Origin of the sequence: Hydrogenophaga sp. SL48 (genome assembly GCF_021729865.1) — a bacterium.
Lineage (GTDB): Bacteria > Pseudomonadota > Gammaproteobacteria > Burkholderiales > Burkholderiaceae_C > Hydrogenophaga.
Genome location: NZ_CP063400.1, coordinates 3,227,816 through 3,243,723, shown reverse-complemented (window position 1 = coordinate 3,243,723; position 15,908 = coordinate 3,227,816). Strand labels below are relative to the sequence as shown.

General features: G+C 67.7%; 16 protein-coding genes. 8 read left to right on the top strand and 8 right to left on the bottom strand.

Annotated features, from left to right (window positions below):
- The first annotated feature begins 82 nt into the window (after positions 1-82).
- The 3 genes from IM738_RS15370 to IM738_RS15360 all read left to right on the top strand — a co-directional run bounded on the left by IM738_RS15370 (position 83) and on the right by IM738_RS15360 (position 4,403).
- Positions 83-2,497 (top strand): Tex family protein, encoded by a 2,415-nt coding sequence (locus IM738_RS15370; protein WP_236961817.1) that lies wholly within the window; start codon positions 83-85, stop codon positions 2,495-2,497.
- A gap of 159 nt (positions 2,498-2,656) precedes the next feature.
- The gene (locus IM738_RS15365; RefSeq protein ID WP_236961816.1) at positions 2,657-3,484 is read left to right on the top strand and encodes an HDOD domain-containing protein; all 828 of its coding nucleotides are present in this window, start codon (positions 2,657-2,659) and stop codon (positions 3,482-3,484) included.
- Positions 3,485-3,515: 31 nt separating this feature from the next.
- Positions 3,516-4,403, top strand: a complete 888-nt coding sequence (locus IM738_RS15360; RefSeq protein WP_236961815.1) for an HDOD domain-containing protein — start codon at positions 3,516-3,518, stop codon at positions 4,401-4,403.
- Positions 4,404-4,436: 33 nt separating this feature from the next.
- On the opposite strand, the gene IM738_RS15355 is transcribed toward IM738_RS15360, so the two are convergent.
- Positions 4,437-5,438, bottom strand: coding sequence for a Bug family tripartite tricarboxylate transporter substrate binding protein (locus IM738_RS15355; protein WP_236961814.1), 1,002 nt, complete (start codon positions 5,436-5,438; stop codon positions 4,437-4,439).
- A 139-nt stretch (positions 5,439-5,577) separates the two neighbouring features.
- Entirely contained in the window at positions 5,578-6,567 is a 990-nt protein-coding gene (locus IM738_RS15350) for a Bug family tripartite tricarboxylate transporter substrate binding protein (RefSeq protein ID WP_236961812.1), read from the bottom strand.
- A 136-nt stretch (positions 6,568-6,703) separates the two neighbouring features.
- Between IM738_RS15350 and IM738_RS15345 the strand changes: the two genes are divergently transcribed.
- The 5 genes from IM738_RS15345 to IM738_RS15325 all read left to right on the top strand — a co-directional run bounded on the left by IM738_RS15345 (position 6,704) and on the right by IM738_RS15325 (position 10,899).
- Positions 6,704-7,792: a patatin-like phospholipase family protein gene (locus tag IM738_RS15345; RefSeq protein WP_236961810.1), complete on the top strand. Its 1,089-nt coding sequence runs from the start codon at positions 6,704-6,706 to the stop codon at positions 7,790-7,792.
- Positions 7,789-8,550 (top strand): helix-turn-helix transcriptional regulator, encoded by a 762-nt coding sequence (locus IM738_RS15340; protein ID WP_236961809.1) that lies wholly within the window; start codon positions 7,789-7,791, stop codon positions 8,548-8,550. Before IM738_RS15345 ends, IM738_RS15340 begins: the two co-directional genes overlap by 4 nt.
- Before the next feature lie 94 nt (positions 8,551-8,644).
- Positions 8,645-9,190 (top strand): YbhB/YbcL family Raf kinase inhibitor-like protein, encoded by a 546-nt coding sequence (locus IM738_RS15335; RefSeq protein WP_236961808.1) that lies wholly within the window; start codon positions 8,645-8,647, stop codon positions 9,188-9,190.
- 96 nt (positions 9,191-9,286) lie between these two features.
- Positions 9,287-10,225 (top strand): oxygen-dependent tRNA uridine(34) hydroxylase TrhO, encoded by a 939-nt coding sequence (gene trhO, locus IM738_RS15330; protein ID WP_236961807.1) that lies wholly within the window; start codon positions 9,287-9,289, stop codon positions 10,223-10,225.
- A 140-nt stretch (positions 10,226-10,365) separates the two neighbouring features.
- Complete coding sequence (locus IM738_RS15325; protein WP_236961806.1) at positions 10,366-10,899, top strand: porin family protein; 534 nt, start codon at positions 10,366-10,368, stop codon at positions 10,897-10,899.
- A 36-nt stretch (positions 10,900-10,935) separates the two neighbouring features.
- On the opposite strand, the gene IM738_RS15320 is transcribed toward IM738_RS15325, so the two are convergent.
- The 6 genes from IM738_RS15320 to narH are packed head-to-tail and all read right to left on the bottom strand — an operon-like array spanning position 10,936 to position 15,888.
- Positions 10,936-11,340, bottom strand: coding sequence for a ribonucleotide reductase subunit alpha (locus IM738_RS15320; RefSeq protein WP_236961805.1), 405 nt, complete (start codon positions 11,338-11,340; stop codon positions 10,936-10,938).
- A 51-nt stretch (positions 11,341-11,391) separates the two neighbouring features.
- Positions 11,392-12,066, bottom strand: a complete 675-nt coding sequence (locus tag IM738_RS15315) for a carbonic anhydrase (protein WP_236961804.1) — start codon at positions 12,064-12,066, stop codon at positions 11,392-11,394.
- A 13-nt stretch (positions 12,067-12,079) separates the two neighbouring features.
- A complete protein-coding gene (locus IM738_RS15310; RefSeq protein WP_236961803.1) occupies positions 12,080-12,913 on the bottom strand; it encodes a peptidylprolyl isomerase in 834 nt (277 codons plus the stop codon).
- Positions 12,914-12,942: 29 nt separating this feature from the next.
- Complete coding sequence (narI, locus tag IM738_RS15305; protein WP_236961802.1) at positions 12,943-13,656, bottom strand: respiratory nitrate reductase subunit gamma; 714 nt, start codon at positions 13,654-13,656, stop codon at positions 12,943-12,945.
- On the bottom strand, positions 13,653-14,348 hold the full coding sequence (gene narJ / locus IM738_RS15300; protein ID WP_442908523.1) for a nitrate reductase molybdenum cofactor assembly chaperone: 696 nt from the start codon (positions 14,346-14,348) through the stop codon (positions 13,653-13,655). Before narJ ends, narI begins: the two co-directional genes overlap by 4 nt.
- 7 nt (positions 14,349-14,355) lie before the next feature.
- Positions 14,356-15,888, bottom strand: a complete 1,533-nt coding sequence (gene narH / locus IM738_RS15295; RefSeq protein WP_236961798.1) for a nitrate reductase subunit beta — start codon at positions 15,886-15,888, stop codon at positions 14,356-14,358.
- Positions 15,889-15,908: the final 20 nt, after the last annotated feature.

The window sequence follows — 15,908 nt, the reverse complement described above, 5'->3', positions numbered from 1 at the left end:
CCAGTAGCTCCAGGAGGCTCCCCACCCCTGTGGCAAACTCGCCCGCTTCGTATGAAAACGGGTCGTCGTGGCCCCGAGGGACATGCAAAAAATCATCGCGCAGCTTGCGCAGGAAATCCGGGTCGGTGTCCACCAGGTCAAGGCCGCTGTGGAGCTGCTCGACGGCGGCGCCACCGTGCCTTTCATCGCCCGCTACCGCAAGGAAGTCACCGACGGGCTGGACGACATCCAGCTGCGCGAGCTGGAGGCGCGGCTCAGCTACCTGCGTGAGCTGGAAGACCGCCGTGGCGCGGTGCTCAAGGCCATCGACGAGCAGGGCAAGCTGACCGACGCGCTGCGCGTGGCGATCGCCCAGGCGCCCACCAAGCAGGAGCTGGAAGACCTGTACCTGCCCTTCAAGCTGAAACGCCGCACCAAGGGCCAGATCGCGCGCGAGTTCGGCATCGAGCCGCTGGCCGACAAGTTGTTTGCCGACCCGTCGCTGGACCCGGCCGCCGAGGCGGCGGCGTTCACCAAGCCCGCCGAGGTGTTGGACGACGGCAAGCCCGGTGCCGACTTCTCCACCGTGCCCGCCGTGCTCGACGGCGTGCGCGACATCCTCTCCGAGCGCTGGGCCGAAGACGCTGCGCTGCTGCAGAGCCTGCGCGAGTGGCTGTGGACCGAGGGCCTGTTGCAGAGCAAGCTGGTGGCCGGCAAGGACGAGAACCACCCGGACGTGGCCAAGTTCCGCGACTACTTTGATTACGACGAGCCGATCGGCCGCGTGCCTTCGCACCGTGCGCTGGCCGTGTTCCGGGGCCGCGCGCTGGAGATCCTGGACGCCAAGCTGGTGTTGCCCGAGCCCGAGGCGGTGGTGAGCGCGACCACCGGCAAGCCCGCGCCCACCGTGTCGCTGGCCGAGGGCCGCATCGCCCTGCACCTGGGCTGGAGCCACAAGGGCCGCAAGGCCGACGACCTGCTGCGCAAGTGCGTGGCCTGGACCTGGCGCGTGAAGCTCAGCCTCTCCAGCGAGCGCGACCTGTTCGCCCGCCTGCGCGAGAGCGCCGAGGCGGTGGCGATCAAGGTGTTTGCCGACAACCTGCGCGACCTGCTGCTGGCCGCGCCGGCCGGCCCGCGCGTGGTGATGGGGCTGGACCCGGGCATCCGCACCGGCGTGAAAGTGGCCGTGGTCGACGCGACCGGCAAGCTGGTGGACACCGCGACCGTGTACCCGCACGAACCCAAGCGCGACTGGGACGGCTCGCTGCACACGCTGCTGCGCCTGTGCGACAAACACGGCGTGAACCTGATCGCCATCGGCAACGGCACCGCCAGCCGCGAGACCGACAAGCTCGCCGCCGACCTGATCAAGCTGATTCAGAAGGGCGCCGCGCCCGACCACCCCTGCCACGGCCTGCAGAAGGTCGTGGTCAGCGAGGCCGGCGCGTCGGTGTATTCCGCCAGCGAATTCGCCTCTCAGGAAATGCCCGACGTTGACGTGAGCCTGCGCGGCGCGGCCTCCATCGCTCGCCGCCTGCAGGACCCGCTGGCCGAGCTGGTGAAGATCGACCCCAAGAGCATCGGCGTGGGCCAGTACCAGCACGACGTGAACCAGAGCGAGCTCGCGCGCACGCTGGACGCGGTGGTGGAAGACTGCGTGAACGGCGTGGGCGTGGACCTGAACACGGCCAGCGTGCCGCTGCTCTCCAAGGTGTCGGGCCTGTCGGCCACGGTGGCGAAATCGGTGGTGCGCTGGCGCGAGGCCAACGGCGCTTTCAAGAGCCGTCAGCAGCTCATGGAGGTCAGCGGCCTGGGCGCCAAGACCTTCGAGCAGGCGGCGGGTTTCCTGCGCATCCGGGGCGGCGACAACCCGCTGGACATGACCGGCGTGCACCCGGAAACCTATCCCGTGGTCGAGCAGATCATCGCGAAAACCGGCCAGCCGGTGGCCACGCTCATGGGCCGCGCCGACATGCTCAAGACGCTGCGCCCGGAGCTGTTCGCCAACGAGAAATTCGGTGTGATCACGGTCAAGGACATCCTGACCGAGCTGGAGAAACCCGGCCGCGACCCGCGCCCGGACTTCGCGGTGGCGCGCTTCAACGACGGCGTCGAAGACATCAGCGACCTGCGCGAGGGCATGATCCTCGAAGGCACGGTGTCCAACGTCGCGCAATTTGGCGCTTTCATCGACCTCGGCGTGCACCAGGACGGTCTCGTCCACGTGAGCCAGCTGGCCAACAAGTTCGTCAACGACGCGCGCGAGATCGTCAAGACCGGCGACATCGTGAAGGTCAAGGTGATGGAGGTGGACGTGGCGCGCAAGCGCATCGGCCTGTCCATGCGGCTGGACGCCACGCCCGCGAAGCGCGAACCCGGCGCGCCGCGCGACAACCGCTTCGAGCCGGCCCGGGGCGGGCCGCGCGCGGGCGGGCAGGGCGGTGGCCAGCGCCAGCCCGAGCCGGCCGGCGCCATGGCCTCGGCTTTCGCCAAGCTGCAGGGCGTGGGCAAACGCTGAACGGCCGTTTCGCGGGACGGGCGCGGTCCGTTTCGCGGGGCCGGGGGCGGGCGGGCCCGGGGCCCTGCCGGGCGCTGTGGCGAGCCTCAAGTTGCCGTCGGGCGGGTCGATAGAGAGGGAGTCACACCCCCCTTTGTCACGACCTTCGGACTTCAGACCATGCAACTCGAAGCCCTGCTCAATTACCCCCGGGCCCTGCCGGCCATGCCGCGCGCCGTTTCGGACCTGCTGGCGGAGATGAACCTCGAAGACCCCAGCCCCAAACGGGTGGGCGAGCTGATCGGGCGCGATCCCGCCTTGACCACGCGCGTGCTGCGCCTCTCGAACTCCGCGTTTTTCCGCGTCAGCCGCAAGATCGGCAGCGCCGACGAGGCCGTGGCCCTGCTGGGCATGACCCATGTGCGCTCGCTGGTGATGGCGGCGGCCCTGGGTGCGGGCTTCAAGAACGTGCCCGGCATCGACCTCAAACAGTTCTGGCGCTACAGCCTGCGGGCGGCCGACATCGCGCGTTCGCTCGCGGGCGTGCTGCACCAGAACCAGGGCAATGCGTTCACTGCAGGCCTGATCCACGCCATCGGCGTGCTGGTGATGCACATCGCCATGCCCGACCGCATGCTGGCGCTCAACGTCAGCACCCTGCCGCTGGACCTGAACCGGGCGTCCGCCGAACAGGCGCTGCTGGGTTACAGCTACGCCCAGGTGGGCGCCGGCATGGCGGAGAAATGGCAGTTCCCGAACGAAATGGTGTCGGCCCTGGCCAACCAGCTCACCCCCTTTGAGGGTGAGGCCTACGACCCGCTGGCCGGGTTGCTGCACCTCGCCTCCTGGCGCGCGCGCGCCGAGGAACTGCAGCTCGACAACAACGGCATGGCCGCGACCTTTCCCGACATGGTCGGGCTCACGCTCGGGCTGGACCTCGACAGCGTGCTGGGCAAGGACCCCGCCGAGTGGTCCTTCAGCCAGGCCCTGGCCGCTTTCATCGAGTGAATCCGGCGCCGGGCCTCAAGTCCACCACGCCTTGGACGAAGCGCTCCCCACCGTTCCACTGTTTTCCATCCACCGGGAAATCGCCATGCAGCTCGACAAACTCCTCAAACAGCCCCATGCGCTGCCTTCAGCGCCCAAGGTCGTGCGAAAGCTCATGGACACCTTCGACCGGGAAGAGGTGGATCTGCTGTACGCCGCCGACCTGATCGAGTCCGACCCGGTGCTGACCGCGAAACTGATCAAGACCGCCAACTCGGCCTTTTTCGGTCTGCACCGCACGGTGGGCAACGCCCGCGAAGCCATGAACATGATGGGCCTGATCAAGGTCCGCGCGCTCGTGATCGCCACCGCGCTGGGCGACGGTTTCCACCGCCTGGGCAGCGTCAACCTCAACCAGTTCTGGCGCTACAGCATCAACTCCGCCAACCTCTCGCGTTACATCGCGCTGCCGATCAAGATCGACGAAAACACGGCTTTCACCGCGGGCCTGGTGCACGGCATCGGCGAGCTGGTCATGCACGTGGGCATGCCCGAGGCGATGATCGACCTGGACCGCAGCGTGCCCGTGCTCGACCTCAAGCGAGCCCGCGCCGAAAAAGGCCTGTTTGGCTACAGCTACGCCGAAGTCGGCGCGGCGCTGGCCCGTGAGTGGCGCTTTCCCAAGAAGATGATCGACGCCATCGAGCACCAGGTGGCCCCGTTCGACAACGAGGTCTACGAGCCGATCGCCGGGGTGATCCACATCGCGTCCTGGCGCGCGCGGGCCGAGGAGCTGTCGTTGGGCAGCGAAGGCCTGATCAACACCTACCCCGATCCCATCGGCCTGGTGCTCGGCATCGACCCCGACACGGTGATCGGCGAAGAAATCCCCTCCCTGACCCGTCACACGGAAAAGTCCGAGTCCTTCGCGACCGTCTGAGCGGCGCACGCTCCGGCGCCATCGACGACAGGTTCAGGCCTTGAGCTTGAGCATCATGGCCACGGCGCTGGCCATGGCCTGTTCGATCATCAGCACCTTGGTGAACTCCTCGCCGTGCATCAGGGCGTCGGTCCACTTCTCCGTGCGAAGCGACTGCTTCCAGGCCGGCGTCTGGGTGGCGGCGATCACGATGTGGCGCAGCTGGTTGCGCTCGGGCTCCGAGATCTGGCCCGGGCCGAACACGGCGCGCCAGTTGCCGAGGTCGGTGTTGACGCCGAGTTCGTTGAGTGACGGGATGCCGTGCAGCGACTTGCGCGCCGACACGGCCAGGGGCGCGAGGCTCTTGTTGTCGATGCCCGCCTGGAACTCGCTGTAGCTGGAGATGGCGACCTGGGCCTCACCCTTCTCCAGCAAGGCCATGGCTTCGCGCCCGCTGCTCGTGGGTAGGTACTTCAGCTGGCTCACATCGAGACGCAGCTGGCGCGCGATCATGCCGGCCAGCATGTGATCGACCCCGCCCGCCGAACCCCCGGTGAACGCCACAGACGACAGGTTTTTGCGCATCGCGTCCTTCAGCGCGTTCATGTCGGCGAGGCGGCCCCCGGTGGGGGTCACCAGCACCATGAAATCGTTGGTCAGGCGGGCGATCGGGCCGACCTGGGCCAGCGTGACCGCCGGTCGGTTCACCGCGATGGCCCCTAGCATGACCATGCCCCCGATCAGCAGCGCCGAGGGGTCGCGGTTGAAGCGCTCCACGAAGTCGGTCAGACCGAGGGTGCCGCCTTTGCCGCCCTTGTTTTCATAGACCACCTGCTGCGCCAGACCGGCCGACTGGATCGCGGCACCGAGGGCGCGCCCGGTCTGGTCCCAGCCGCCGCCGGCACCACCCGGGATGTAAATGGTCAGCTTCGCGAGTGGTGTGGGCGCGTGCACCGGCCGGGCGGTGGGTGCCGCCTGCTGGGCGAACGACGGGGAATGGACAGCCCACAGCGCAGTGGCCGCGCCACAGGTTTTCAGCCAATTTCTGCGGATCATGGGCGGTGCCTCGTCGGGTGATGGAAGGGCATTCCATTCGACCGGGAAAGGCTGTCATTCGCCTGTCAGTCGCCCCCGGGAGAACCCGATGTCCGAGGGCGTGGAGCGCGGGCGGGCCCGATGCGGCTCGCGCCCGGCCTCAGGCCTTGAGTTTGAGCATCATCGCCATGGCGCTGGCCATGCCCTGCTCGATGACCAGCCGGCCGGCGAAGTCCTGCCCGTGCAGCAGGGCGTTGAACCACTTGTTTTTCTCCAGCGCCTGCGCCCAGGCGGGGTGCTGGGTGGCCAGGACCACGATGCGGCGCAGGTTCTCGCGTTGCGCCACGTCGATGCGCCCGGGGGCGAACACCGCGCGCCAGTTGCTCAGGTCGGTCTGCAGGCCTTGTTCGTGCAGGGAGGGCACCCCGTAGAGCGCTCGGCGGGAAGACATCGCCAGCGGCGTGAGCTGGTTCTTTTCAATGCCGGTCTGGAATTCGCTGTAGCTCGAGATCGCCACCTGTGCCTGTGCCTTCTCCAGCAGTGCGGCGGCTTCGGGGCCGCTGCTGGTGGGCAGGTACTTGAGTTGCGTCACGTCCTGCCGCAGCTGGAGGGCGATCATGCCGGCGAGCACATGATCGACGCCGCCGGCCGAACCGCCGGTGAACCGCACCCCGGCCAGGTTGGTGCGCATGGCCTGGCTCAGCGCCGCCACGGAGTCCGGCTGCTGCCCCGTCCGGGACACCAGCACCATGAAGTCGTTGGTCAGCCGCGCGATGGGGCTGACCTGGTCCAGCGTGGCTTTCGACTGCCCGAGCGCGATCGCGCCCAGCATCACCATGCCACCGACCATCAGCGCCGCCGGGTTGCGGTCGTGGCGCGCGACGAAGTCGGCCAGCCCGATGGTCCCGCCCTTGCCGCCCTTGTTCTCGTAGGTCACCCGATCGGCCATGCCGGCGGCCTGGATGGCCGCGCCCAGGGCTCGGCCGGTCTGGTCCCAGCCGCCACCGGCGCCGCCGGGGATGTAGATGTGCAGCTCGGGCAGGCGGGTGGGGGCCGGCCCAGCGGCGAGTGTCTGGGCGAACGCGGCGGGGCCCATGCCGAGCAGGCACGCGCTGGCGCCGCCGGCCGTCAACAAGCTTCTTCGATCCATGTGCAGACTCCCTTGCGTATCGGTTCCAATGTGGGCTCCATTACAGGTGAGCCAGCTGTCAGTCGGCTGTCAGCGGGCTCCGTCTGCCGACCCTGCGCCACCGTTCATCCTTTCGGTCCATCCGCACCGCGTTGCCATGCCTGCCTTGCGCCTTTATGCCGGTCCAACGGCCCGCTCCCACATCGAACGCCATGGCCTGCGTCCGCAGGACGTGGGCGCCATCCCCGCGGCGGCGGGTGGCCCCAAGGGACTCATCCTCGGGCCGCTCGACCGTTTCATTTTTGGGGAGTGGCTGCCGCGCAGCCAGCAGCCCGTGGACCTGATCGGCGCGTCCATCGGCGCCTGGCGCATGGCCACGGCCTGCCTGGACGACCCCGTCGCTTCGTTGATGCGGCTGGAGCGCGACTACATCGCCCAGCACTTCGAGCTGCCGCAAGGCCAGAAGCGCCCCACCGCCGAGCAGGTCAGTCGCCAGTTCGCCCGCAACCTCCAGGTGTTCTACGGCGGGCGGATCGACGAGTTGTTGCGCCAACCGCGCTACCGCCTGCACATCGTCACCTCGCGCGGGCGCCATGTGCTCGCGCGCGACGGTGCGCTGCGCACGCCGCTGGGGTATCTCGGTGCCTTCGTGGCCAACGCCCTGGGGCGCAAGGCCCTGGGCGCCTGGCTGGAGCGCGTGGTGTTTTCTTCGCTGCACGGTGACGCGCCCGCCGCGCTGCCCTTTGGCACGCAGGATTTCCGCACCCGCCAGATCGGTCTTCACGCCGGCAACTTCATGGACGCGCTGCAGGCCAGCTGCTCCATCCCTTTCGTGCTGCGCCCGGTGCACGCCATCGCCGGCGCGCCACCCGGGCCGTACTGGGACGGCGGCATCACCGACTACCACCTGCACCTGCGTTACCAGACGCCCGACACCGCGCCGCTGGTGCTGTACCCGCATTTCCAGCGCGCGGTGGTGCCCGGCTGGCTCGACAAGCGCTGGACGGGCCGGCACGCGGCCAGCCCCGCGCTGGACCGCATGGTGGTCATCGCGCCCGACCCGGACTGGGTCCGGACCCTGCCCCACGGCCGCCTGCCCGACCGCAGCGATTTCAACCGCTACGGCCAGAACCTGGCCGCGCGCGTGCAGGCCTGGAGTGCGGCCACGGCCGCCGCCGTGCGGCTGGCCGACGAGTTCGCGCAGTGGCTGGAGCGGCCGGACCTGTCGCGGCTGGAGCCGCTGTGAGCCCCGGGGTGCGCATTTTTGCGGCCCAGCGCTACCGGCTGAGCACGCTCACCCTGCGGTCGGATGCGCTCATCCTCGTGCTCAGGGGCCGCAAGTCGCTGCATGCACCCGGGCAACGTTTCGATGCCGGTCCCGGGCAAGCGGTGCTGATCGCGCGGGGCTCGCAGTGGGACGTGGTCAACGACCCGCGCGGGCAAGGTCGCTACGAGGCTCTGGTGCTGGCCTTTGACGACGACATGGTTCGCGATACCGAGGCGCTCGCGCACACGAAAGAAACCGCTGCGATGGCAGGCGCCAGGGTGGTCGCCGTGGACGACGAGCTGGACGGTGCGGTGCGCCGCTGTCTGCCCGCGACGAACGCCACGCTGTCCGATGCTTTGGTGCGCCATCGGGCCAAGGAGGTTCTGTTGCTCCTGGCCGAGCGTGGGCATCGGCTGGTGTCCACCCTCGGGCTGGACTGGGGCGAGCGGGTTCGTCGGCTGGTGTCTCAGCGTCCCGACGTCGACTGGAATGTGGCCGCGCTCGCCGACGCGTTTCACCTGAGCGAATCCACCTTGCGCCGCCGCCTGCAAAGCGAAGACCTCTCGCTGGCGGCGCTGGTGCGAGAGGTGCGGCTGGAGACCGCCTTGGGCCTCTTGCAAACCTCGACCTTGTCGGTGGGCGAGGTGGCGCAACGCTGTGGCTGGGCATCGCACAGCCGCTTCAGTGCGGCGTTCCGCGAGCGCTGGGGTGTGCCGCCTTCCGTCGTTCGACATTGACCGGTCGCGCACAGCGATTGACGGAAACCGGGCAGCGCGCGGCCCGAGAAGGGGCGAGCATCGAGCTCTGTTCACACCTTCATGGAGCTTGCATTTGAAACCCGCCCTCTTTCTTCTTCTTGCCGGCCTGGCCGGTGCCGCCGGTGCCGCCGACTTCACCCTGAGCAGCCCCACGGTGAAACCCCATGGCACGCTGGGTGCCCCCCAGGTGTTCAACGGTTTTGGCTGCACAGGTGGCAATGTGTCGCCGGCGCTCGCGTGGCAGAACCCGCCTGCGGGCACGCGCAGCTTTGCGCTCACCACCTACGACCCCGACGCGCCCACGGGCTCGGGGTGGTGGCACTGGGTGGTCTACAACATCCCGGCAACGGTCAGCGCATTGCCCGAAGACGCTGGCCGCGTCGATGGCTCGCGCCTGCCTGCGGGCGCCCAGCAGGGCCGCACCGATTACGGTGTCGCCGGCTTTGGCGGTGCCTGCCCACCCGTGGGCGACAAACCGCACCGCTACCAGTTCACCTTGCACGCGCTCAAGACCGATCGCCTGGAGGTGCCTGCCAATGCCTCGGCGGCGCTGATCGGTTTCATGATCTCGGGTCAAAGGCTGGGCAGTGTGACGCTGCAAGCCACCTACGGGCGCTGAGGACGACGCCTTCCCCGTTGCCGTGTGGCTCGACAACGGGGTGTGGGTGTTCATGCACAAAGACGGAAGATCGGAGGGGGCGCCGATAATCGGGTGATGCCCCGCTACCTCACCGCCGCTCTCTACAAGTTCGTCGATCTGCCCGACTTCGCCGCGCTGCGCGACCCCCTGCTCGCGGTGTGCGAAGCCCACCAGGTCAAGGGCACCTTGCTGCTCGCGCGCGAGGGCATCAACGGCACCATCGCCGGCCCCGAGGCGGGCGTGCGGGCCGTGCTGGCGTTTCTTCATGCCGACCCGCGCCTGGCCACCCTGGGGCACAAGGCCTCGTGGTCGGACAAGCCGCCCTTCCTGCGCATGAAGGTGCGGCTGAAGAAAGAGATCGTCACCCTCGGTGTGCCCGAGCTCGACCCGAACCGCACGGTGGGGCAGTACGTGAAACCGCAGGACTGGAACGCGCTGCTGGCCGATCCCGACGTGCTCGTGATCGACACCCGCAACGACTACGAGGTCGCCATCGGCAGCTTCAAGGGCGCCATCAACCCCGACATCAAGACCTTCACCGAACTGCCGGCCTGGCTCGATGCGCAGCCCGCGCTGCAGGACGGCAAGAAACCGAAGGTCGCGATGTTCTGCACCGGCGGCATCCGCTGCGAGAAGTCCACCGCGTTGATGAAGATGCGCGGTTTCGACGAGGTGTATCACCTCGAAGGCGGCATCCTCAAATACCTCGAAGAGGTGCCGCCCGGGCAGAGCACCTGGGAGGGCGAGTGCTTCGTGTTCGACGAACGCGTGAGCGTGGGCCACGGGCTGCGGCCCGGCCCCCACGAGCTGTGCCGCTCATGCCGCTGGCCGCTGGGCGAGGCAGAGAAGGCGTCGCCGCTGTACGTGAAGGGCGTGAGCTGCCCGCATTGCCACGACCAGCGCAGCCCCGAGGAGAAAGCACGGCTGGCCGAGCGCCAGCGCCAGGTGGAGCTGGCCGAGGTGCGCGGCGAGGTGCACGTGGGGGCGCGCATGCCTTCGCGCGAAGGTCCCTGAACGCACCGCACGGCCGACCCCTCACGCGGCGGTTGCAAAGTGCGTCGCTTCGGTAAAGCCGGTAACGCTTCCCAACACCCAGGGTTTTGGGGTGGATTCGTCAATAGACTGACCCCCTTTGCAACACCCCAGGAGTTTTCATGAAGCGTTTCATTCCCCTCGTTGCCATCGCCACGCTCGCCACCGCCTCGGTGGCGGCAAATGCCCAGGGCCTGTACGGCGAACTCGGCTACACCCCTCTGAAGCTCGAAGGCAACGTCTCTGGTGTGGGCGTGACGTCCAAGCCGTCCAACGTGCGCGGCATCATCGGCTACGAGCTCAACGACAACCTCGCGGTCGAGAGCATGCTCAGCCTCGGCCTGCGTGACTCCGCCGTGAAGGTGGGCGGTTTCAATTCGGGTGGCAAGGCCGAGGTGGACAACATGATCGGTGTGTTCGTCAAACCCAAGGTCCATGTCGGCGAGGGTCTGGAAGTGTTTGGTCGCCTCGGCGCCACGCGGGCCAAGCTGTCCATCGGCAGCGAGAACGCGAGCGACACCTCCATCGCCTACGGTCTCGGCGCGAGCTACCACATCAACAGCCAGCTCTCGGTCAACGCCGATTACATGACGTACCACGACAAGGACGACGTCACCCTCAAGGGCTTCACCGTCGGCGTCGGCTACAAGTTCTGACCCGGCGGGAGCGTGACGGTGGTGCGGCTCAGCCTCTCAGCCGAGCTGCACCGCCTCGCCCTCGGGGTTGAAGGGGATGAACGCCTGCAGGCGCCCCAGGCGGATTGCCTCCACCATGTCCTGCAACGGTTTCTCGGCGTCTTCGCTGGTGGGCGCGCGACCCGAGCGGCCCGACAGGGCCGCTGCGAACACCATGCCCCAGTCCGGCCCCATCTGACGGGCTTCCTGTTTGAACTGCTCGAACGACACGATCTCGTCCGGGGCTTTGTCCACGCACATCTGAGGCACCAGCGCACCGCCCTCGCCACGTTCGAAACCCGCGCGTTCGGCGGGGCTCGCGTCGTCGGGCAGCTCGATGCCCGCGAACACGAACAGCAGCCGCTGCGGCTGGGGTTGTGTGCGGGCGGCGCTCAACAGGTCGTCAAAGGTGGCAATGTTCATGGTGTCCTGACCGTTTCAGAAATAAGAGAAGAGGGGAGCACGGAGGGTGCCTCAAGGTTCAATGATCTGTCCGTCGTGTTCGACATAGGGCTGGTATGGGCCGGTGCCGCTGTGGGTGGACACCGAGGCGGCCACGAAGTCGCCCTGCTGGGCATCGAACACATGCACCTCGCCATCTTCGATCACATAGTGCCATCCGTGCAGGGTGAGGCGCCCCGCCTCCACCTCGCGCCGCACCATGGGGTAGCCCATGAGGCGCTCCAGCTGCAGCACCACGGACCGCTGTTCGGTGCGGTGCAAGGCCTCCCGGCTGGGTTGCACCGGCAGCAGGGCCTCGTCCATCAGCCGCAGCCATGAACGCAGCGCCACCGCTTCGGCGGGTGCGCCGTCGTAGGCGGCCCGGACCGCCCCGCAGTGGCTGTGTCCACACACGATGATGCGCTCGACGTGCAGGCTGAGCACCGCGTATTCGATCGCGGCCATGGTGCCGTGCAGGCCGTGCGACTGGTCGTAGGGTGGCACCAGCGCGCCCACGTTGCGCACCAGGAACAGCTCACCCGGCGCCGCGCCCGTGAGCAGGTAGGGCACGAGGCGCGAATCGGAGCAGCCGATGAACAGCGTCTTGGGGTGCTGCCCCTGCGCCACCAGGTCCTGAAAGCGCTGCTGGTGCAGCGGAAAATAGTCCTCGTGGAAATCGCGCAGGCGCAGCAGCAGCTCGTCGGGCATGTCGGCCTCGGTCCTACTGGACGAGCGGACTGTCGGCGCCCTCCAGCTCGACGCCCTCCACCTGGGCCTGTCCCACCAGCAGCTGCATGTACTGGCGCAGCGCGGTGCTGCGCGACTGCAGCGCGAGCCGGCTGGCGATCTGGTCGCGGACCTGCTCGAACTCGGGCAAAACGCCTTTCTTGCGACCCAGCACCTCGATGATGTGCAGGCCGAAGCGCGTGTGCACCAGGCGCGGGTGCACGCCCATGCCCCAGCGCGAATCGGTCTGGAAGAACAGTTCGTTCGCCAGCTCGGGCGCGCAGGCCTCCGGGGTCACCCAGCCCAGGTCGCCGCCCTGGGCGCCCGAGGGGCAGTTCGACAACTCGGCCGCCAGTTGCGCGAAGCGGCCCGCAGGCACGTCCTTGCGCGAGAGCTCCAGCAAGGCCGTCTCGGCGCGCTGCGACAGCGCGTGCACGTTCACGCCCGGCGTCACCGCGAACAGGATGTGCCGCACATGCAGCGCCTGCCCGACGATCAGCCGGTTTTTCTGCGCCTCGTAGTGACGTCGGCATTCGTCTTCGGTGGGGTCGGGTGAGGTCACGGCCTGGTCGAGCATGGTCTCGATGACCTGGCGCTGCGCGTCGTCCGGCTGCTGCGCCACCAGACCCCTGTAACGCGGCAGCAGGCCCTGTTTCACCGCTTCCTGCATCAGCAGCTCGGTGTAGGCGCGCTCGCGCAGGGTCTGGGCGTCGAGCGCCTCACCGGGCTCGTGCAAGGTGATGCCATTGATGCTGGCCACCTGGGGTTGGGCCAGGTCGGCGCAGGCGCAGCTGCTGCTGCCGCAACCGACGGAGGAAGATGGGCTCATGGTGGTGTCCTGATTCATGGCGGGGTCACTCAGCGCTGGCGCGTGGTGTCGGCGTTCAGGCCCAGCTTGCGGCTGCGCACCACCTGGTAAGGGCGGACGATGTAGGCCAGCGTGCCGAAGCCGCTCCATACGTGCACCAGACGCGAGAAGGGGAAGAGCAGGAAGATCGTCATGCCCAGCACCAGGTGCACCTTGTAGGGCCAGTCCAGCGCCACCAGGCCGGCGGCGTCGGGGCGGAAGGTCACGATGCGCTGGGCCCAGTCGGCCAGCGCCAGCATCACGCCCGCGTCCTTGTGGCCGAACGAATACGGCAGGGTGATCAGGCCCAGCACCAGCTGCACCCACAGGATGATCAGGATGCCGAGGTCGGTGCGGTGGCTGGTGAGGCGGATGCGGTCGTCGAAGATGCGGCGGTGCAGCAGCAGCGTCAGGCCGATGAAGCAGATCACGCCGGCGATGCCGCCCGCGGTCACGGCCACCAGCTGCTTCTGTTCGGCGGTGATGAAGGGCTCGTACATGAAGTGCGGCGTGAGCAGGCCCACCGTGTGACCCCCGAACAGGAACAGGATGCCGATGTGGAACAGGTTGCTGCCCCAGCGCAACTGGCCCTTGCGCAGCAGCTGCGACGAATCGCTTTTCCAGGTGTACTGGTCGCGGTCGAACCGGGCCAGGCTGCCCATGAAGAACACCGCCAGGCAGATGTAGGGATAGACGGTGAAGAGGAAGTTGTGCAGCGGGTTCATGCCTGCGCTCCTTGGGAAGGTTGGGGTGACTTTCTGACGATCTGGATGGGCTGGGGCTGGTTCGGCTTGGCCTGGCCTTCGGTCGAGCATCCACCGAACACCTCGGGCTCGGCCCAGCTCTCGTCCATCTCCGGCTCGGGCGCGACGGCCACGGCTTCGGCTTTCTCGCCCGCCAGCTCCAGCACCGCCGCCAGCACGCTGGCGTAAGGGCTCTGGCGACCGGCCAGCGCGCTGAAGATCACGCGCACGATGTGCGCGATCTCGCCCATGAATTCACGCGCCTGCTGGGGCGGCTGCGTGGACGCGAATTCGAGCACCACCGGCAAATAGTCGGGCAGCTCGCTGGGGCCGAGGAACAGTCCGGCCTTTTCGTAGGTCTGGATCAGGTCGATCATGGCCGGGCCACGGTCGCGCGAATCGCCGTGCACGTGCTCGAACAGGTGCAGCGCGGTGCGGCGACCGCGGTCGAACAGCTCGACGTACTCGGACTCGACGTCCAGCGCCGGCTGGGTGGCCAGGTGCCTGAGCAGCGCGTCGAGTTCGGCCAGCCGCGCGGCCGGCAGCGCCGCTTCGTCGCGCAGCGCCTGCCGCAGCTCGGCCGTGTGCTCGCGGAACGCCGCGTCGGGGTAACGCAGCAGGTGCGCCAGCACGCGCAGCGTGAGGCGGGCCTGTGGAGGGGAGGGAGCAAACAGGTTCATCTCATGCTCCCAGCTTGATCGGGATGGTGCGCTTCTTTTCAGAACCGAACAGACTGGTTTCGGTCTGGCCTTCCGAGCAGCCGTTGCCGAAACTGAAGCCGCAGCCGCCCTTCACGTTGAAGGTGTTTTCGGCGTACTCGCGGTGCGTGGTCGGGATCACGAAGCGGTCTTCGTAGTTCGCGATCGCCATGTAGCGGTACATCTCTTCCACCTCGCGGGCGGTCAGGCCCACCTGGTCGAGCACCTCCTGGTTGACCAGGCCGTCCACGTGTTTGGTGCGCTGGTAGGAGCGCATGGCGAGCATGCGTTCGAGCGCGCGCACCACCGGGCCGGTGTCGCCGGCGGTCAGCAGGTTGGCCAGGTACTTGACCGGAATGCGCAGCTGCGACACGTCCGGGATCTCGCCGTTCTGGCTCAGCATGCCGGCGTTGGCCGAGGCGGTGATGGGCGAGAGCGGTGGCACGTACCAGACCATGGGCAGGGTGCGGTATTCGGGGTGCAGCGGCAGGGCCACCTTCCACTCCACCGCCATCTTGTAGACCGGGCTCTGGCGGGCCGCGGCCATCCAGGCATCGGGGATGCCGTCGATGCGCGCCTGCTCGATCACCTTGGGATCGTTCGGGTCGAGGAACAGGTCGAGCTGGGCCTGGTAGAGATCGATCTCGTTGGGCGTGCTCGCGGCTTCGGCGATGCGGTCGGCGTCGTACAGCAGCACGCCGAGGTAACGGATGCGACCGACGCAGGTTTCGGAGCACACCGTGGGCTGGCCGGCTTCGATGCGCGGGTAGCAGAAGATGCACTTCTCGGCCTTGCCGCTTTTCCAGTTGTAGTAGATCTTCTTGTAGGGGCAGCCGCTCACGCACATGCGCCAGCCGCGGCACTTGTCCTGGTCGATCAGCACGATGCCGTCTTCCTCGCGCTTGTAGATCGAGCCCGAGGGGCACGAGGCCACACAGGCCGGGTTCAGGCAGTGCTCGCACAGGCGCGGCAGGTACATCATGAAGGTGTTCTCGAACTGGCCCATCATGTCTTTCTGGGCCTGCTCGAAACCGTCCATGTTCGCGTCTTTGCTGCGCTTGCTGAACTCGCCGCCGAGGATCTCTTCCCAGTTCGGGCCCCACTCGATCTTCTCCATGCGCTTGCCGGTGATCAGCGAACGCGGGCGCGCGGTGGGCGCGTGCTTCATCTCCGGCGCCGACTGCAGGTGGTCGTAGTCGAAGGTGAAGGGCTCGTAGTAGTCGTCGATCTGCGGCAGGTTGGGGTTGCTGAAGATCTTCATCAGCAGCGACCACTTGCCACCCTGCTTGGGCACGATGGAACCGTCGGCCTTGCGGACCCAGCCACCGTTCCACTTGTCCTGGTTTTCCCACTCCTTGGGGTAACCGATGCCGGGCTTGGTCTCGACGTTGTTGAACCAGGCGTATTCCACACCGGGCCGGCTGGTCCAGACGTTCTTGCAGGTGACCGAACAGGTGTGGCAGCCGATGCACTTGTCCAGGTTGAGCACCATGCCGATTTGTGCGCGAATTTTCATGTTTGACTCCAAATGAAGGG